18 protein-coding genes are annotated in these 17,088 nt (G+C 66.7%); 8 read left to right on the top strand and 10 right to left on the bottom strand.

The window, feature by feature from the left end:
- Window positions 1–5 precede the first annotated feature (5 nt).
- The 6 genes from ACSQ25_RS21390 (at window position 6) to ACSQ25_RS21365 (ending at window position 7,266) form a co-directional block, all read left to right on the top strand.
- Window positions 6–725, top strand: coding sequence for a DsbC family protein (locus ACSQ25_RS21390; RefSeq protein WP_436107660.1), 720 nt, complete (start codon window positions 6–8; stop codon window positions 723–725).
- Between the two features lie 37 nt (window positions 726–762).
- Entirely contained in the window at window positions 763–1,221 is a 459-nt protein-coding gene (locus tag ACSQ25_RS21385; protein ID WP_436107659.1) for a (2Fe-2S)-binding protein, read from the top strand.
- Between the two features lie 9 nt (window positions 1,222–1,230).
- Window positions 1,231–3,450, top strand: a complete 2,220-nt coding sequence (locus ACSQ25_RS21380; RefSeq protein WP_436107658.1) for a molybdopterin cofactor-binding domain-containing protein — start codon at window positions 1,231–1,233, stop codon at window positions 3,448–3,450.
- A 4-nt stretch (window positions 3,451–3,454) separates the two neighbouring features.
- A complete protein-coding gene (locus tag ACSQ25_RS21375; protein ID WP_436107657.1) occupies window positions 3,455–4,027 on the top strand; it encodes a nucleotidyltransferase family protein in 573 nt (190 codons plus the stop codon).
- Between the two features lie 82 nt (window positions 4,028–4,109).
- Window positions 4,110–5,939: a M61 family metallopeptidase gene (locus ACSQ25_RS21370; RefSeq protein ID WP_436107656.1), complete on the top strand. Its 1,830-nt coding sequence runs from the start codon at window positions 4,110–4,112 to the stop codon at window positions 5,937–5,939.
- A 19-nt stretch (window positions 5,940–5,958) separates the two neighbouring features.
- The gene (locus ACSQ25_RS21365; protein ID WP_436107655.1) at window positions 5,959–7,266 is read left to right on the top strand and encodes an amidohydrolase; all 1,308 of its coding nucleotides are present in this window, start codon (window positions 5,959–5,961) and stop codon (window positions 7,264–7,266) included.
- On the opposite strand, the gene ACSQ25_RS21360 is transcribed toward ACSQ25_RS21365, so the two are convergent.
- The 8 genes from ACSQ25_RS21360 to rpe all read right to left on the bottom strand — a co-directional run bounded on the left by ACSQ25_RS21360 (window position 7,267) and on the right by rpe (window position 13,862).
- Window positions 7,267–7,515: a hypothetical protein gene (locus ACSQ25_RS21360; protein WP_436107654.1), complete on the bottom strand. Its 249-nt coding sequence runs from the start codon at window positions 7,513–7,515 to the stop codon at window positions 7,267–7,269.
- Window positions 7,516–7,603: 88 nt separating this feature from the next.
- Window positions 7,604–8,404: an indole-3-glycerol phosphate synthase TrpC gene (trpC, locus tag ACSQ25_RS21355; protein ID WP_436107653.1), complete on the bottom strand. Its 801-nt coding sequence runs from the start codon at window positions 8,402–8,404 to the stop codon at window positions 7,604–7,606.
- Between the two features lie 7 nt (window positions 8,405–8,411).
- Window positions 8,412–9,047 (bottom strand): LysE family translocator, encoded by a 636-nt coding sequence (locus ACSQ25_RS21350; RefSeq protein ID WP_436107652.1) that lies wholly within the window; start codon window positions 9,045–9,047, stop codon window positions 8,412–8,414.
- Entirely contained in the window at window positions 9,047–10,084 is a 1,038-nt protein-coding gene (gene trpD, locus ACSQ25_RS21345; RefSeq protein ID WP_436107651.1) for an anthranilate phosphoribosyltransferase, read from the bottom strand. The genes ACSQ25_RS21350 and trpD overlap by 1 nt, the downstream gene beginning before the upstream one ends.
- Before the next feature lie 154 nt (window positions 10,085–10,238).
- Window positions 10,239–10,802, bottom strand: coding sequence for an anthranilate synthase component II (locus ACSQ25_RS21340; RefSeq protein WP_436107650.1), 564 nt, complete (start codon window positions 10,800–10,802; stop codon window positions 10,239–10,241).
- Window position 10,803: 1 nt separating this feature from the next.
- Entirely contained in the window at window positions 10,804–12,300 is a 1,497-nt protein-coding gene (trpE, locus tag ACSQ25_RS21335) for an anthranilate synthase component I (protein ID WP_436107649.1), read from the bottom strand.
- Between the two features lie 192 nt (window positions 12,301–12,492).
- Window positions 12,493–13,191, bottom strand: coding sequence for a phosphoglycolate phosphatase (locus tag ACSQ25_RS21330; protein ID WP_436107648.1), 699 nt, complete (start codon window positions 13,189–13,191; stop codon window positions 12,493–12,495).
- Window positions 13,191–13,862, bottom strand: coding sequence for a ribulose-phosphate 3-epimerase (rpe, locus tag ACSQ25_RS21325; RefSeq protein WP_436107647.1), 672 nt, complete (start codon window positions 13,860–13,862; stop codon window positions 13,191–13,193). Before rpe ends, ACSQ25_RS21330 begins: the two co-directional genes overlap by 1 nt.
- A 155-nt stretch (window positions 13,863–14,017) precedes the next feature.
- Here rpe and apaG point away from each other — a divergent pair, with 155 nt between their 5' ends.
- The gene (apaG, locus tag ACSQ25_RS21320) at window positions 14,018–14,392 is read left to right on the top strand and encodes a Co2+/Mg2+ efflux protein ApaG (RefSeq protein ID WP_436107646.1); all 375 of its coding nucleotides are present in this window, start codon (window positions 14,018–14,020) and stop codon (window positions 14,390–14,392) included.
- Here apaG and ACSQ25_RS21315 read toward each other — a convergent pair whose 3' ends face one another.
- Window positions 14,393–14,530 carry a hypothetical protein gene (locus tag ACSQ25_RS21315; protein WP_436107645.1) on the bottom strand — a complete coding sequence of 46 codons (138 nt, stop codon included), beginning with the start codon at window positions 14,528–14,530 and terminating at the stop codon, window positions 14,393–14,395.
- A gap of 10 nt (window positions 14,531–14,540) precedes the next feature.
- Here ACSQ25_RS21315 and mltA point away from each other — a divergent pair, with 10 nt between their 5' ends.
- Window positions 14,541–15,773, top strand: a complete 1,233-nt coding sequence (mltA, locus tag ACSQ25_RS21310) for a murein transglycosylase A (RefSeq protein WP_436107644.1) — start codon at window positions 14,541–14,543, stop codon at window positions 15,771–15,773.
- Here the strand turns inward: mltA and ACSQ25_RS21305 are convergent.
- Complete coding sequence (locus ACSQ25_RS21305; RefSeq protein WP_436107643.1) at window positions 15,770–17,071, bottom strand: MFS transporter; 1,302 nt, start codon at window positions 17,069–17,071, stop codon at window positions 15,770–15,772. The two genes, mltA and ACSQ25_RS21305, sit on opposite strands and share 4 nt — an antisense overlap.
- Window positions 17,072–17,088: the final 17 nt, after the last annotated feature.

Genomic DNA, 17,088 nt, shown 5'->3' with positions numbered 1-17,088 from the left:
TTCTCATGTTGAAAACCAAGGTCGCCGTCCTGCTGGCGACGGGCCTGCTCGCATCCTGCGTGGAAGCGCAGAACACCACCGAAGCCACCATCAAGAAGGCGCTCGAGCCGCGCCTGGGCGGCGCCAAGATCGAGTCGATCCGCGAGACTCCCTACAGCGGCCTGTACGAAGTGCGTGTCGCCGGCGACATCCTGTACACGGACAAGAAGGGCGACTACCTGTTCATCGGCCACGTCTACGACACCAAGACCTCGACCAACCTGACCCGCGCCCGCGTCGAAGAGATCAACAAGATCAAGTTCACCGACCTGCCGCTCGAACTCGCGCTCAAGCAGGTCAAGGGCAATGGCAAGCGCGTGATCGCCGTGTTCGAAGACCCGAACTGCGGCTACTGCAAGCGCCTGCGCCAGACCACGCTCAAGGAAATCGACAACGTCACGATCTACACCTTCCTGTACAACATCCTGTCCGAGGATTCCTTCGTGAAGTCGAAGAACATCTGGTGTGCGTCCGACCGCGTCAAGGCCTTCGACGACTGGATGATCAACGGCAAGCTGCCCGCAGCCGCACCCGCGGCCTGCAAGACGCCGAACGACGAGGTGCTGGCCCTCGGCCAGAAACTGCGTATCCAGGGCACGCCGGCGATCTTCTTCACCGATGGTTCCCGCATCCCGGGCGCGATCGACCTGAAGGGCCTGGAAGCCAAGCTGCAGTCGCTCAAATAAAACATAACAAGCACGTAGTCCAAACAGGGAGCAGACCATGGTCACCTTGAACATCAACGGGCGCGACCACCAGGTCGACGCCGACCCCAGCACGCCCATCCTCTGGGCGCTGCGCGACAACCTCGACATGACCGGCACCAAGTTCGGCTGCGGCGCGGCGTTGTGCGGCGCCTGCACCGTGCACCTGGACGGCAACCCGATCCGCTCCTGCATCACCCCGATCTCGGCGGCCCAGGGTCAAAAGATCACCACCATCGAAGCGATGGAAAACGACAAGGTCGGCAAGGCGGTGCAGGACGCCTGGGTCAAGCACGACGTGCCGCAATGCGGCTACTGCCAGAGCGGCCAGGTGATGAGCGCCGTGGTCCTGCTGCGCACCAACAAGCGCCCGAGCGATGCCGACATCGACAATGCGATGAGCGGCAACATCTGCCGCTGCGGCACCTACCAACGGATCCGCGCGGCCATCAAGGATGCCGCCAAGACTCTCGCCTGAGGAGCACGCATGCGTAGCGAATGGTTGAATGGCGCAGCAGCGGCTGTGCTCAAGGGTGGCGTCTCCTCGCGCCGCGCTTTCCTGAAGGCCGGGGCGGGCGCCACGGGCGGGCTGGTACTGGGCTTCTTCCTGCCGGCCGGCGGGCGCCTGGCGCAAGCGAATGTTCCGCCCAAGGTGGTCGAGGCGCCGAATGCCTTCCTGCGCATCGCGCCGGACAATACCGTCACCGTCATGGTCAACCGCCTCGAATTCGGCCAGGGCGTGCACACCGCCTTGCCGATGCTGATCGCCGACGAGCTGGATGCCGACTGGAGCCAGATGCGGGCCGAGCTCGCGCCGGCGGCCGAGGTCTACAAGGACCGGGCCTTCGGCATGCAGATGACCGGCGGTTCCGGCTCGGTGAAGAATTCCTTCCACCGCTACCGCGAAGTCGGGGCCGCGGCCCGCGCGATGCTGGTTGCCGCCGCTGCCGCACAGTGGAAAGTCCGCCCCGAGCAATGCCGTAGCGCGCGTGGCGTGGTGATCGGTCCGGCAGGGCAGAAGGCGAGCTATGGCGCGCTGGCCGAGGCCGCGATGAAGCTGCCGGTGCCGAAAGAGGTCGTGCTGAAGGAGCCGAAGCAGTTCCGCTACATCGGCAAGCCGGTCGGACGCCTCGACGCGCGTGCCAAGTCCAGCGGCCGCCAGGGCTTCGGTATCGACTTCAAGCCCGAAGGCAAGCTGGCCGTCGCCGTGGTGGCCCACCCGCCCGTGTTCGGCGCGAAGGTGGCGAAGTTCGATGCGTCCAAGGCCAAGGCCATCCGCGGCGTGATCGACGTGCTGGAAGTGCCGCTCGACCGCGGCGGACGCGGCGTGGCCGTGATCGCCGACGGCTACTGGCCGGCGAAGCAGGGCCGCGACCTGCTTCACATCGAATGGAATACCGAGGGCCTGGGCAAGCCGGGCAGCGCCGCCCAGATGGCCGAATTCATCGAGCTCTCGAAGACCCGCGGCGCATTGGTGCGCAAGACCGAGGTACTCACACCCGGCAGCGCCACGAAGAAGATCTCGGCGGTCTACGAATTCCCCTACCTGGCCCACGCGCCGATGGAGCCGCTCAACTGCACGGTCGACCTGAAGGACGACAGTTGCACCTTGTGGGTCGGTTCCCAGTTCCAGACCGCCGACCAGGCCGCGGCCGCCGCCGCGGCGGGCCTCGAGCCGGCACAGGTCACCCTGCACACCATGATGGCGGGCGGTGGTTTCGGACGGCGCGCCGTGCCGACCTCGGACTATGTGGTCGAGGCGGTCAACATCGCCAAGGCCTGTAAGGCGGCCGGCCATCGCGGTCCGGTCAAGCTGATCTGGAGCCGCGAGGACGACATCAAGGGCGGCTATTACCGGCCCTCGCACGTGCACCGCGCCGAGATCGGCCTGGAAGCGATGGGGAATATCCTGAGCTGGGAGCACGTCATCGTCGGCCAGTCGATCGCCGCCGGCACCCCGTTCGAGGCCTTCATGATCAAGGACGGCGTGGACGGCACGATGGTCGAAGGCATGGGGGCGCCCTACGAGGTGCCGATGCACCTGAGCGCGCACATCGCCAAGGCCAACGTCCCGGTGCTGTGGTGGCGCTCGGTCGGGTCGACCCACACCGCCTTCGTGATGGAGACCCTGATCGACGAAGCCGCCCACCTGAGCGGCGAAGATCCGGTGGCCTACCGCAAGCGGCTGATCAAGCCCGAGCACAAGCGCCATCACGCGGCGCTGGACCTGGCGGTCGCCAAGTCCGGCTACGGCAAGAAGACCCTGCCGAAAGGCCGTGCCTGGGGTGTGGCGGTGCACGAATCCTTCGGCACCGTGGTCGCTTACGTGGTCGAGGCCTCGGTGGTCGACGGCGTGCCGAAACTGCACCGCGCGGTGGCCGGCGTGCACTGCAATATGGCCGTCAACCCGCTCAGCATCGAGGCCCAGATCCAGGGCGCCGCGCTGATGGCCCTGGGCATGACCTTGCCGGGGGCCGCGATCACGCTCAGGGACGGCGTGGTCGAACAGCAGAACTTCGGCGACTATACGGTGGCGCGCATGAACGACATGCCGCGGGTCGAGGTGCACATCGTGCCCTCGAACGACGCGCCCACCGGTATCGGCGAGCCCGGCCTGCCGCCGCTGGCGCCGGCCTTCGCCAACGCCGTGTTCCGGCTGACCGGCAAGCGCCTGCGCAAGCTGCCCTTCGACCTGACTTCGGCCTGAAACGATGGTCCTGACCGGCATTCTTCTCGCAGCCGGCCGGGGCCGCCGCTTCGATCCTCTCGGCGCGCGCAACAAGCTGCTCCAGCCCCTGCCTGGCGGCGATCCGGTGGTCGCCGCCAGCGCGCGTCTTCTCCTTTCTTGTGTTCCGCGCGTGGTCGCGGTGGTGCCGCCAGAGGACGGCGGTGTCGCCGACGTCTTGCGGGCGCTCGGCTGCGAGGTGGCCGTGTGCCCGGAGGCCGACACCGGCATGGGTGCTTCGCTGGCCCACGCCGTGCGCCATTCGCTGCCCGCCGAAGGCTGGCTGGTGGCGCTGGGCGACATGCCCTGGGTCGCGCCATCGACGCTGGCTGCTCTGCGTGACGCGGTGCAGGGCGGCGCCGGCATCGCCGTGCCGGTGTTCGAGGGGAGGCGCGGCAACCCGGTCGCGTTCGGCGCCCTGCACCGCGAGGCGCTGCTGGCGATGGCCGGCGACCAGGGCGCGCGCCGGCTGCTGCTGGCGCATCCGGTGCTGGAAGTCGCCGTGGCCGACCCCGGCATCCTGCGCGACATCGATACGCCCTCCGATCTGCCGGCATGACATATGCATGCCATTCTTTCCAGTCGTGAGGGAATACGATTACACTAGCCAGCATATTCCGGCCGCATGACCACCACATAAAATGAAAAAAACCTCCCAGAAAAAGAAGCCCGAGCAGCCCGCCATCCTCTACACCATCGTGCCGAAGGACCTGGCCGGCCACCTGTTCAACGTCACGGTCACGGTGGCGGCGCCTGACCCCGAGGGACAGGTATTCGCGCTGCCGGCATGGATCCCGGGCAGCTACATGATCCGCGAGTTCGCCCGCAACATCGTGCGCATCCGCGCCGAGAGCGGCGGCCAGGACGTCGTCCTGACGAAACTGGACAAGCATACCTGGCGCGCCGCGCGCGTTGCCGGTCCGCTGACCCTGCACTATGAAGTCTATGCATGGGACCTGTCGGTGCGTGCCGCCCACCTCGACCAGACCCACGGCTTCTTCAACGGCACCAGCGTGTTCCTGCGCGTGGCCGGCCAGGAAGCGCTGCCGCACCAGGTGGACATCCAGCGTCCGGGCGACCCGGCAGCCAAGGGCTGGCGCGTGGCGACCGCGATGAAGGAACTGGGCGCCAAGCGCTACGGTTTCGGCACCTATGTCGCCGCCGACTACGACGAACTGATCGACCACCCCGTCGAGATGGGCGACTTCGAGCTGGCCACCTTCAAGGCGCACGGCATCCCGCACGACATCGTCATGACCGGCCGCGTGCCGAACCTCGACATGGCGCGCCTGCAGGCCGACCTGAAGGCGATCTGCGAAGCGCAAATCGCCTTCTTCGAGCCGCAGACCAAGCGTGCGCCGATGGACCGCTACGTGTTCATGACCATGGCGGTCGGCGACGGCTACGGCGGCCTCGAGCACCGTGCCTCGACGGCCCTGATCTGCGCCCGCGCCGACCTGCCGAGCACGGCGAACCCGAAGAGCGCCGAACCCGGCGAAGGCTATCTGCGCTTCCTGGGCCTGTGCAGCCATGAATACTTCCACACCTGGAACGTCAAGCGCATCAAGCCGGCGGTATTCGCGCCCTATGACCTGCAGACCGAGAACTACACGCCGCTGCTCTGGCTGTTCGAAGGCTTCACCAGCTATTACGACGACCTGATGCTGGTGCGCGCCGGGATCATCGGCGAGCAGACCTATTTCAAGCTGCTGTCCAAGACCGTCGGCGGCGTGCTGCGCGGTAGCGGCCGCCTCAAGCAGAGCGTGGCCGATTCGAGCTTCGACGCCTGGAGCAAGTACTACCGCCAGGACGAGAATTCGCCCAACGCGATCATCAGCTATTACACCAAGGGCTCGCTGATCGGCCTGGCCTTCGACCTGACGATCCGCGCCAAGACGAATGGCGCGAAGTCGCTCGACGACGTGATGCTGGCGCTGTGGGAGCGCTTCGGGCGCGACTTCTACAAGGGCGCGGGCCGCGGCGTGACGGAAGCGGAGGTCGAGGCGATCTTCGACGAAGTGGCCGGCACCCGCCTGCGCACCCAGTTCGAACGCTGGGTCCGCGGCACCGAAGACCTGCCGCTGGCCAAGCTGTACGCGCCCTTCGGCGTCAAGCTGGTGGACGAGCGCAAGGGCGGCAAGCCTTCGCTCGACGCCGGCATCGGCCGCGACCCGCTGGGCGCCAAGCTGACCCAGGTGCACGAAGGCGGCGCCGCCCACCGCGCCGGCCTGTCGGCGCACGACGTCATCATCGCGATCGACGGCTTGCGCGTGATCGGCAATCCGTCCAACGTCGATACCCTGCTGTGCCGCTACAGGGTCGGCGACAAGCTGAGCGTGCACGCCTTCCGCCGCGACGAACTGATGCAGTTCGAGGTGACGCTGCAGGGCGAGCGCGTACCGGGCATCACCCTGTCGCAGGCGGTCGCCGGCAAGAAGTCGACGGCCTTGAAGCGTCCAAGCAGCATCTGACAAACCGAATGAGGCTCATTTGAAAAACGTCCTGATCGCCGCCGTACTCTCGCTGTGCGCCGCAAGCGCATCCGCCCAGCTCCCCGCGCCCCTGAAATCCGACGTCGGCGCCCGCGTCAACGGCATGTACCCCTGGCTCGACACGGTCTACAAGGACTTGCACGCCCATCCCGAAATCGCCTTCCAGGAAGTGCGCACCGCCGGCAAGCTCGCCGCCGAGATGCGCAAGCTCGGTTTTGAGGTGACGGAAAAGGTCGGCAAGACCGGCGTGGTGGCGGTGCTGAAGAACGGCCCCGGCCCAACGGTGCTGGTGCGCACCGAGATGGACGGCCTGCCGATGGAAGAAAAGACCGGCCTGCCTTACGCCAGCCGTGCCAAGGCAATGAGCAACGGCAGCGAGAGCTTCGTCACCCACAGCTGCGGCCACGACGTCCACATGGCCGGCTGGCTCGGCACCGCGCGCACCCTGGTCGAGATGAAGGCGAAGTGGAAGGGCACCCTGGTCTTCATCGCCCAGCCGGCGGAAGAGATCGTGTCCGGCGCGAAGGCCATGCTGGACGATGGCCTGTTCAAGCGTTTCCCCAAGCCCGACTACGCCTTTGCCCTGCATTCCTGGCCGCTCGCGCACGGCACGGTCGGCTTCAACTCCGGCCCGGTGTCGTCCAACTCCGATGCGATCGAGATCGTGTTCAAGGGCCGCGGCGGCCACGGCTCGGCGCCGGACAAGTCGGTGGACCCGATCACCATCGCCGCGCGCTTCGTGGTGGACGTGCAGACCGTCGTCAGCCGCGAGAAGGATCCGAAGGAATTCGGCGTGGTCACCATCGGCGCGATCCAGGGCGGTACGGTCGGCAACATCATCCCGGACAACGTGCAGGTGCGCGGCACCATCCGTTCGTACAGCCCGGCGGTGCGCGCCAAGCTGCTGGACGGCGTGCGCCGGGTCGCCAATGCCTCCGCCGCCATGGCCGGGGCGCCGGCGCCGGACGTGCAGCTGATCAGCGGCGGCGCGGCCATCGTCAACAGCGAAGCCCTGGTGGCGAAGACCGAAGCCGTGTTCAAGGACGCCTTCGGCGCCGCCAACGCCCAGCGCATGCCGGCCATGACGGCCAGCGAAGATTTCTCGCTGTTCGTCAACGAGGGCGTGCCCTCGATGTTCTTCTTCACCGGCGTCTACGACCCCAAGGCCGTGGCGGAGGCTGAGCGTCCCGGCGGCAAGCCGATCGCCTTCAATCATTCGCCCTTCTATGCGCCGGTACCGGAACCGTCGATCAAGACGGCCGCGCAGGCCATGAGCCTGGCGGTGCTGAACGTCCTCGGGCGCTGATTACTGCGGACCGGCCAGCGTCCGCAGCTGGAAGCGGTAGTCGCGGTCGAACAGGAAGGTTTCGGAGAAGCTCATCGCGCTGCTGTTCGCGGCGAGCAGGCCTTGCGGCCGGGGTAGCGGGCCGGCCGGCGCGCGGTCGATGGCGATCGTGCTGCGCTCTTCGACCGGAACGGGCGGGGGACTGGCGCAGCCGCCCATGATCGCCAGCAGGACCGGGACAAACGCTTTACTGCGAAGAGAAATGTTCATGGTGGATGAATGAGCGTCGCAGCTTGGCGCCTCGAGGGCGCTTAGCTTCGACGCTTCAGTTCATCCGGAGTTCCGCCGGCGGCGGCGTTCAGCCAAACAGGCTCTGCAATTCCACGCCCGGATCGGGCGCCCGCATGAAGGCCTCGCCCACCAGGAAGGCATGCACGTCCGCGTCGCGCATGCGCTGCACGTCCGCCGGCCCCATGATGCCCGACTCGGTCACCACCAGGCGCTCTTTCGGAATCCGCGGCAGCAGCCCCAGCGTGGTATCGAGCGACACTTCAAACGTGCGCAGGTTGCGGTTGTTGATGCCGACCAGCGGCGTCTTCAGCTGCAGCGCCGCAGTCAGTTCCTCGCCATCGTGCACTTCGACCAGCACGTCCATGCCCAGCTCGTGCGCGCAGGCTTCGAGTTCCGCCATCAGGCCGTGGTCCAGCGCCGAGACGATCAGCAGGATCGCATCCGCCCCCATCGCGCGCGCCTCGTACACCTGGTAATGGTCGACGATGAAATCCTTGCGGATCACCGGCAGCGTGCAGGCCGCGCGCGCCTGGCGCAGGTAGTCCACCGAGCCCTGGAAGAACTGCACGTCGGTCAGTACCGACAGGCAGGCCGCGCCATGCTCGGCGTAGCTGCGTGCGATCGCCGCCGGCTGGAAGTCCGGGCGCAGCACGCCCTTCGACGGCGAGGCCTTTTTCACTTCCGCGATGACGCCGGCGTGGCCGGCGGCAATCTTGGCGCGCAGGCTGTTCTCGAAGCCGCGGATGGAGCGGCGCGATTCCAGGTCGCTCTCCGCCTCGCGGCGCAGGCTGGCCAGGTCGCGCACCTTCTTGGCCGCGGCGACTTCGTCGGCCTTGACGGCCAGGATCTTGTTCAGGATGTCGGACATGGGATTCTTAGTGTTGCTTGGAGACGGCAAGCTTGATCGCGAGCCAGACGAAGAGGCCGCCCGTGATGCGGTTGAGCCACAGCGCCACGGTCTGGCTGACTTTCAGGCGTGCACTGGCAAATGCGGTGAACAGCGCGAGCCCGCAGCACCACAGCATGCCGTTGATATTGAAGATGCTGCCCAGGATGATGAAGGCCAGCGCCTTGTTCGGTGCAGCCGCATCGATGAATTGCGGGACGAAGGCGAGGAAGAACAGCGCTACTTTCGGATTCAGGACGTTGGTCAGGACGCCTTGGGCAAAGATGTTCCGGTAGGGCAGGGGCGGCACGGTCGCCATGGCTTGCGGCGTCGCCTCCCGGCGGGCACGCAGCAGGCCGATCGCCATGTACAGGATGTAGGCCGCGCCCACGAACTTCACCACCGTGAATGCGGTGGCCGAGGTGGCGAGGATCGCCGACATGCCGAGTGCCGCCGCCAGCACGTGGACGATGGTGCCGGTGCCGATGCCGAGCGAAGCGGCAACGCCGGCACGCCAGCCCTGGGTCGCGCTGCGCGTCATGATCAGGAGCGAATCCGGGCCGGGCAGGATGTTCAACAGCAGGCCCGAGACCATGAACAGCGCCAGGTCGTGGATGCCGAACATCAGTGATTGCCTGCGAGCTGGCGGGTCACCTGCACGAATTGATCGAGCTTGGCCAGGGCCGCGCCGGTGGCGATCGTGGCACGCGCTTTCGCCAGGCCTTCCTCGATCGACGCCGCCACCCCTGCCGCATACAGCGCAGTGCCGGCGTTCAGCGCCACGATGTCGGTCGCCGGACCAGGCTCGCCGCGCAGGGCTTCCAGCACGCGTTCCTTCGACTCGGCGGTGTTGGCCACCTTCAGGTTGCGGCTGGAGATCATCGCCATGCCGAAGTCTTCCGGATGGATCTCGTACTCGCGGATCTCGCCGTTGACGAGTTCACCGACCAGGGTGCCGGCGCCGAGCGAGACTTCGTCCATGTTGTCGCGGCCCCACACCACCATCGCATGCTGGGCGCCGAGGCGCTGCAGCACGCGCACCTGGATGCCGACCAGGTCGGGGTGGAACACGCCCATCAGGATGTTCGGGGCGCCGGCCGGGTTGGTCAGCGGGCCGAGGATGTTGAAAATGCTGCGCACGCCCAGCTCGCGGCGCACCGGCGCCACGTGCTTCATGGCCGTGTGGTGGTTGGGCGCGAACATGAAACCGATGCCGGTCTGGGCGATCGACTGGGCGATCTGCTCGGGCTTCAGGTCGATCTGGGCGCCGAGCGCCTCGATCAGGTCGGCGCTGCCCGAGGACGAGGACACGCTGCGGCCGCCGTGCTTGGCCACGCGCGCACCGCTTGCTGCGGCCACGAACATCGCCGCGCTCGAGATGTTGAAGGTGTGGGCGCCGTCGCCGCCCGTGCCGACGATGTCGAGCAGGTGGGTGGTGTCGGCCATCGGCACCTTGGTCGAGAACTCGCGCATCACCTGGGCGGCGGCGGTGATCTCGCCGATGGTTTCCTTCTTCACGCGCAGGCCCATGGTCAGCGCCGCGACCATGGTCGGCGACATCTCGCCCGACATGATCTGGCGGAACAGGTGCAGCATCTCGTCGTGGAAGATTTCGCGGTGTTCGATACAGCGCAGCAGGGCTTCTTGTGGGGTGATCGGCATGGCGGGTCCAGTTTTCTAAGTGGTGTTCTATGCACGTCATTCCGGCGAAGGCCGGAATCCAAGCTTGCTTGCACTGCCGCTAACGCTGTTGGTACGCGGCGAACTTAGGTTCCGGCCTTCGCCGGAACGACGGTCTTTAGGCCGGTGGTGTACGTCAGCGCGCCAAAAAATTCTTGAACAGCGCGTGGCCGTGTTCCGACAGGATCGACTCGGGATGGAATTGCACCCCCTCGATGTCGTACTCCTTGTGGCGCACACCCATGATTTCGCCGTCGTCGGTCCAGGCCGTCACATCCAGGCAGTCCGGCAGCGACGAACGTTCGATCGCCAGCGAGTGGTAACGGATCACGGTGAAGGGGCTCGGCAGTCCCTTGAACACGCCTTCGCCGGTGTGGGCGATGAGCGAGGTCTTGCCGTGCATGACCTGCTTGGCGCGGATGACGTTGCCGCCGAAGGCTTCACCGATCGCCTGGTGGCCGAGGCACACGCCCAGGATCGGCAGCTTGCCCTTGAATTCACGCAGGATGTCGAGCGAGATGCCGGCATCCTTCGGCGCCTTCGGGCCCGGCGAGATGCAGATGCGCTCGGGCGCCATCGCTTCGATTTGCGCCAGCGTGATTTCGTCGTTGCGCACGGTGCGCACGTCCTCGCCCAGCTCGCCCAGGTACTGGACGATGTTGTAGGTGAACGAGTCGTAGTTATCGATCATCAGCAGCATGTCAGAACTCCCCATCCAGGCCGTCCTGGACCTGTTCGGCCGCGCGCAGCACGGCGCGCGCCTTGTTTTCCGTTTCCTGCCATTCCATCTCGGGGATGGAGTCGGCCACGATGCCCGCCGCAGCCTGCACGTACAGGTTGCCGTCCTTGATCACGCCGGTGCGGATCGCGATCGCCACGTCCATCTCGCCGCCAAAGGACAGGTAGCCGCAGGCGCCGCCGTAGATGCCGCGCTTCACAGGCTCCAGCTCGTCGATCACTTCCATCGCACGTACCTTCGGCGCGCCGGTCAGCGTCCCGGCCGGGAAGGTGGCGCGCAGCACGTCGAGGTTGGACATGCCGTCCTTCAGCTTGCCCTCCACGTTGGAGACGATGTGCTGGACGTGCGAGTACTTCTCGATGACCATGCGGTCGGTGACTTTCACACTGCCGGTTTCCGCGATACGGCCGATGTCGTTGCGCGCCAGGTCGATCAGCATCACGTGCTCGGCGATCTCCTTCGGGTCGGACAGCAGTTCGGCGGCCAGTTCGACGTCGCGCTCCGGCGTGGCGCCGCGCGGGCGGGTGCCGGCGATCGGGCGCAGCGTGACCTTCTTGCCGCCCTCGGGCAGGGCTTCGTTGCGCACCAGGATCTCCGGCGAAGCGCCGACGATCTGCATGTCGCCGAAGTTGTAGTAATACATATAGGGCGACGGGTTCAGCGAGCGCAGCGAGCGGTACAGCGACAGCGGCGAATCGACGTAGGGCTTGCGGATGCGCTGGCCGATCTGTACCTGCATCAGGTCGCCCGCCATCACGTATTCATGGGCCCTGGCCACCGCCTTCAGGTAGTCTTCCTTGCTGAAGTCGCGCACGGCCTCGGTGCGCACCGAGCTCGAGGTCACCGGCGCGTCGACGCTCCGGCGCAGCATCACGCGCAGATCCTTCAGGCGCTGGCGCCCCTTGGCATAGGCTTCCGGCTGGGCCGGGTCGGCGTACACGATCAGGTAGAGCTTGCCCGACAGGTTGTCGATCACCGCCAGTTCTTCGGTCAGCATCAGCTGGATGTCCGGCAGGCCCAGTTCATCCGGCGGGCAGCTGTGTTCCAGCTTGCGCTCGATGTGGCGCACGGTGTCGTAGCCGAAGTAGCCGGCCAGGCCGCCGCAGAAGCGCGGCAGGCCGGGACGCAGCGCGACGCGGAAGCGCGACTGGTAGGCTTCGATGAAGTCGAGCGGGTTGCCCTCGTGGGTCTCGATCACCTCGCCGTGCCTGACGACCTCGAGGCGATTGCCGGTGCTGCGGATCAGGGTCGAGGCAGGCAGGCCGATGAAGGAGTAGCGGCCGAAGCGCTCGCCGCCGACCACCGACTCGAGCAGGAAGGTGTTCTTGCCGGCCTGCTGGGACTGGGCCAGCTTGAGGTAGAGCGTGAGCGGGGTTTCGAGGTCGGCGAAGGCTTCCGCGATCAAAGGGATGCGGTTGTAGCCCTGGTTGGCCAGCGATTTGAATTCGAGTTCGGTCATGCTTTTCTCCAGACCGCCCAGGAGAGGGAAGGGCGGCGGTTCACTTCAAAAAACCTGCCGGTGGACGAGCGCAACCGGCAGCAATCGAGACGGGTCAGTTAGCCCAGGATTGCCAGCGTCGCCACAGCCAGGCCTCAAGGGCGCCGGTCTGGTTGACAGTGTGTTTTTTGGTGAAAAACATGTATAGATAAGTTATTTTGCGGTGTGGTTGTGCGCAGTTATCTGCTGAGCTGCTTCTAACAGCGAACTCACTATACCATCAGAATTAATTTCTTGTATAGGCCGTCCGTGGTTATAACCATATGGCACGGTGAGCACATAACAGCCTGCTGCGCGCGCGCTTTCCGCATCGTTCGAGGAGTCGCCGATGGCCACCACGCTCGACGGCGCCAGGTCGAGCGCGGCGCAGGCGCCCAGCATCGGCATCGGATCCGGCTTCTTCCTGGCGAAGGAATCGCCGCCGAACACGCGCTCGAAATACGGCGCCAGTCCCTTCTGTTCCAGCAGGGGCAGGGTGAAGGCGATCGGCTTGTTGGTCACGCAGACCAGGCGCAGGCCGGCGTCGCGCATGGCCTGCAAACCTGCGATCACGCCGTCGTACAGTGTGCTGCGCTCGCCGTTGATGGCGAGGTAGTGGCGCTGGTAGCCCGCCAGCGCCCCGTCGAAGGCCGCGTCCACGCGCGCCGCGTCCCAGTCGAGCAGCAGCACGTCGCGCACCAGTTTTTCGGAACCCTTGCCGACCAGCGGCTTGATGGTTTCCTGCGTGATGGGCGCCAGCCCAAGCTCGGCGCGCATGCCGTTCAGGGCCGCCTCGAAGTCGGGCACCGTGTCGAGCATGGTGCCGTCCAGGTCGATGATGGCGGCCCGGATGGCCGCTGCGCCGCTCCGCATTACTTCCCGACCTTGGCCAGTTCGCCGCGCATGGCGTCGATCACGGCCTTGTAGTCCGGCTTGCCGAAGATCGCCGAACCAGCGACGAAGGTGTCGGCACCTGCTGCGGCAGCCTCGGCGATGTTGTCGGCCTTGATGCCGCCATCGACCTCGAGCATGATGTCGCGGCCCGATTCGTCGATCATGCGGCGCGCCATCGCGATCTTCTTGAGCGCCTGTGGGATGAAGGACTGGCCGCCGAAGCCCGGGTTCACCGACATGATCAGGATCATGTCGATCTTGTCCATCACGTGCTCCAGGTAGTGCAGCGGCGTGTGCGGGTTGAACACCAGGCCGGCCTTGCAGCCGTTATCGCGGATCAGCTGCAGGGTGCGGTCGATGTGGTCCGAGGCTTCCGGGTGGAAGGTGATGATGTCGGCGCCGGCCTTGGCGAAATCTGGAATGATGCGGTCGACCGGCTTGACCATCAGGTGCACGTCGATCGGCACCTGCACGTGCGGGCGGATCGCCTGGCACACCAGCGGGCCGATGGTCAGGTTCGGGACGTAGTGGTTGTCCATCACGTCGAAGTGGATGATGTCGGCGCCGGCGGCGACGACATTGCGCACTTCCTCGCCCAGGCGGGCGAAATCGGCGGACAGGATGCTGGGGGCGATGCGGTAGGTGGTCATGGGCGGTCGTGCTGGTGAAATGAATCCGCTATTTTACGCCGATGAGGTATCTGGCGCAGCGGCGCGGCGCCTTCGAATGGCGCCGCGCGGTATGATTGTCGTTTGCGCCACACAGGGCGCCCCAGCCAATATTGACGATCACGCAAGGAATCCCCATGCCCGCCTATGAATTCGCTGTCAAGGTCAGGACCCAGTACCTGCCGGAACAGTCCAACCCGGAACGGGACCAGTACGTGTTCAGCTACACCATCACGATCACCAATACCGGCAGCATCGCCGCCCAGCTGATCTCGCGCCACTGGGTGATCACGGACGCCAACAACGCGGTGCAGGAAGTGCGCGGCCTGGGCGTGGTCGGCCACCAGCCGCTGCTGCAGCCGGGCCAGCAGTTCGAGTACACCAGCGGCACCCAGGCGGCGACGCCGCAGGGTTCGATGCGCGGCGAATACTTCTGCGTGGCCGAGGACGGCCACCGCTTCGAGGTGCCGATCCCCGAGTTCGTGCTGGCGCAGCCGGGCGCGCTGCACTGATTACCGTTCGCCGGCGTCCTTTTCCTGTTGCGCGGGCTCGTCGCGCGGAACGTCCTTGCGGCCCGCGAACATCGTCCACCAGACGATAAAGACGAGCAGGAACAGTGCCACGCCGGCTTCCACCATCAAGATCCACATATCGGTCCTTATGCTTTCGATACGCCGCAGTGTAACCGCTTCGCTTGCCCTCGTCGCCTTCCTGGCGGCCTGCTCGACCACGCCGCCGCCCCCTCAAGCGCCCGGCCCGGTGACGATGCCGGCGCCGGTCGGCCCGGTGTATGTGCCGGAACAGCCCGTGCCGCCGGTTCCACCGGTTCAGCCGGCCCAGCCTCCTGCGCCGGTCCCCCTGATGACGCCGACCAGCTTCAGCGCAATACCGGGCTGGGAGCAGGATGATCTCGGCCAGGCCTGGCCGGCCTTCCTGCAGTCCTGCCGCGGCCTGGCCAGCAAGGCCGACTGGAAAGCGGTGTGCGCGGCTGCCCGTGCCCTCGATGCGAACGACGCCGCCACGGTACGCCGCTTCTTCGAAACCTGGTTCGTGCCGAATCTGGTGCGCGCCGCCGACGGCGCCGACACGGGCCTGATCACCGGTTACTACGAAGCGATGCTCTACGGTTCGCGCAAGCGCGGCGGCGACTACCAGACGCCGCTCTACCGCGTGCCCGACGACCTGCTGACGGTCGACCTGGGCAGCGTCTACCCGCAACTGAAGGGCATGCGCCTGCGCGGCCGCCTGTCGGGCAAGACCGTGGTTCCGTACAGCAGCCGCGCCGAGATCGCGCGCGCGCCCCTGGCGGGCAAGGAGCTCCTGTGGGTGAACGATCCGGTCGAGGCCTTCTTCCTTGAAGTGCAGGGCTCGGGCCGGGTGCAGCTCGACACGGGTGAAACCGTGCGTGTGGCCTATGCCGACCAGAACGGCCACCCCTACAAGACGATCGGCCGCTGGCTGGTGGAAAAGGGCGAGCTCACCGCGGAGCAGTCCACCGCCCAGGGCATCCGCGCCTGGATCGCGGCCAACCCGGGGCGCCGCCAGGAGCTGTTCAACGTGAACCCCAGCACCATCTTCTTCCGCGAAGAGAAGCTGCCCGATCCCTCGCTCGGTCCGAAAGGCGCGCTGGGTGTGCCGCTCACGCCTGGGCGTTCGGTGGCGGTCGACCCGTCCTTCATCCCGCTCGGCGCGCCGCTGTTCCTGGCGACCACGGAAGCCGCCAGCGAGGTGCCGATGCAGCGCCTGATGATGGCGCAGGACACCGGCGGCGCGATCCGCGGCGCGGTGCGGGCGGACTTCTTCTACGGTTTCGGGCCTGAGGCCATGGACCGGGCGGGCAAGATGAAGCAGCGCGGCCAGGTCTGGGTGCTGCTGCCGCGCCCTGCGCCTTAATCCTTCGCGTCCTTGAGGCGCGTGCCGAACACGCCGCCGGCCGCCAGCAGCACGGCGCCGGTGGCGATGCAGCCCAGGCCCTCGCGCACGCCGAAGCCTTCACCCAGCGCGCCGGCCAGCAGGGCGCCCAGCGGCGCGGCGGCCACGGTGAGCGCGCGCATCGTGGCCACCATGCGGCCCAGCACAGCGTCCGGCGTCACCCGCTGGCGCAGGGCGATGTAGGGCACGAAGAACAGGGTCGCGCCGCAGTCGATCCAGAACACCACGACGGCGTAGGCTGCCACCGTCCACGCGGCACTGCCGAACAGCGCGGCCGGAATGGCGGGCACCAGGGCGAAGCCGAAGGCCGACACGCACAGGCCGGCCAGGATGCCGCCGCCGGTGCCGAAGCGCGCCGACAGCGGCTTGACCAGCAGCGATGCCGCCAGCACGCCCAGGCCGCCGAGCATGTTGGCCATGCCCATGGTCCCCGCCGTCATGCCCAGCACGCGGGTAGTGAAAATCACATGCAGGGCGGTGAAACCATAAAACAGCAGGTGCCAGCAGGCCGAGACCCAGGCCAGGGTGCGCAGCAGCGGCTGGTTCCAGACGAAGACCAGGCCTTCCTGGATGTCGCGCAGCGGATGGGCGTTCGATGGCGGCGGCTGCGGCTCGCGCGCACGGATGCGGCGCAGGTTGAGCAGCGAGACGATGAAACCCGCCACGTTGCACAGGATGGCGATCGGGGCGCCCAGCAGCTGCACCAGTCCGCCCGCCATGCCGGGGCCGACCACCCGCGCGGCCGATTCCGTGGCCGCGAACTTCGCCTGGGCATCCACCAGGCCATCACGCCCGACCAGGAAGGTCAGGAACACCTGTTCGGCGCTGCCGCCGACCACATGGCCGGCGCCGATCACGAAGCCGACCGCATACAGCCAGGGGATGGTGAGCAGGTCCAGCAACCAGGCCAGCGGCACGCTGGCGAGCGCGATCGCCACCACCAGGTCGCTGGCCATCATGACGGGCAGGCGCCGGCTGCGGTCCAGCAGCACGCCCGAAGGAAGGCCGAACAACAGGAAGGGCAGGGATTCGAAGGCGGCCAGGGTGCCCATCTGGGCCGGCGTCGCATGCAGCATCAGCACCGCGCAGATCGGCAGGGCGAGCAGGGTGATCTGGGCGCCGAAGTGGGCCAGGATGCTGCTGAACCAGAAGCGGCGGAAATCGGGATTGCGCATCACCGAGTCGGCGGGGATGCGCTGCCGGAGCCAGTGGGTGACGAAGGCTGGGATGGTGATCTCGCACAGAATATTGCTGAACAAATAATCATACCGTGTTT

The organism is Massilia sp. LjRoot122 (genome assembly GCF_964252725.1).
Taxonomy (GTDB): Bacteria; Pseudomonadota; Gammaproteobacteria; order Burkholderiales; family Burkholderiaceae_D; genus Telluria.
This window is presented reverse-complemented; position numbering and strand designations above follow the sequence as displayed.

Coding starts and splice junctions, on each gene's coding strand:
- ACSQ25_RS21340 (WP_436107650.1), bottom strand. CDS start 10,802: ATGCTGCTGATGATCGATAACTACGACTCGTTCACCTACAACATCGTC.
- ACSQ25_RS21350 (WP_436107652.1), bottom strand. CDS start 9,047: ATGTTCGGCATCCACGACCTGGCGCTGTTCATGGTCTCGGGCCTGCTG.
- ACSQ25_RS21370 (WP_436107656.1), top strand. CDS start 4,110: ATGAAAAAAACCTCCCAGAAAAAGAAGCCCGAGCAGCCCGCCATCCTC.
- ACSQ25_RS21390 (WP_436107660.1), top strand. CDS start 6: ATGTTGAAAACCAAGGTCGCCGTCCTGCTGGCGACGGGCCTGCTCGCA.
- rpe (WP_436107647.1), bottom strand. CDS start 13,862: ATGACCACCTACCGCATCGCCCCCAGCATCCTGTCCGCCGATTTCGCC.
- ACSQ25_RS21330 (WP_436107648.1), bottom strand. CDS start 13,191: ATGCGGAGCGGCGCAGCGGCCATCCGGGCCGCCATCATCGACCTGGAC.
- ACSQ25_RS21375 (WP_436107657.1), top strand. CDS start 3,455: ATGGTCCTGACCGGCATTCTTCTCGCAGCCGGCCGGGGCCGCCGCTTC.
- trpD (WP_436107651.1), bottom strand. CDS start 10,084: ATGCCGATCACCCCACAAGAAGCCCTGCTGCGCTGTATCGAACACCGC.
- ACSQ25_RS21315 (WP_436107645.1), bottom strand. CDS start 14,530: ATGTGGATCTTGATGGTGGAAGCCGGCGTGGCACTGTTCCTGCTCGTC.
- trpC (WP_436107653.1), bottom strand. CDS start 8,404: ATGTCCGACATCCTGAACAAGATCCTGGCCGTCAAGGCCGACGAAGTC.
- mltA (WP_436107644.1), top strand. CDS start 14,541: ATGCTTTCGATACGCCGCAGTGTAACCGCTTCGCTTGCCCTCGTCGCC.
- apaG (WP_436107646.1), top strand. CDS start 14,018: ATGCCCGCCTATGAATTCGCTGTCAAGGTCAGGACCCAGTACCTGCCG.
- ACSQ25_RS21380 (WP_436107658.1), top strand. CDS start 1,231: ATGCGTAGCGAATGGTTGAATGGCGCAGCAGCGGCTGTGCTCAAGGGT.
- ACSQ25_RS21385 (WP_436107659.1), top strand. CDS start 763: ATGGTCACCTTGAACATCAACGGGCGCGACCACCAGGTCGACGCCGAC.
- ACSQ25_RS21360 (WP_436107654.1), bottom strand. CDS start 7,515: ATGAACATTTCTCTTCGCAGTAAAGCGTTTGTCCCGGTCCTGCTGGCG.
- trpE (WP_436107649.1), bottom strand. CDS start 12,300: ATGACCGAACTCGAATTCAAATCGCTGGCCAACCAGGGCTACAACCGC.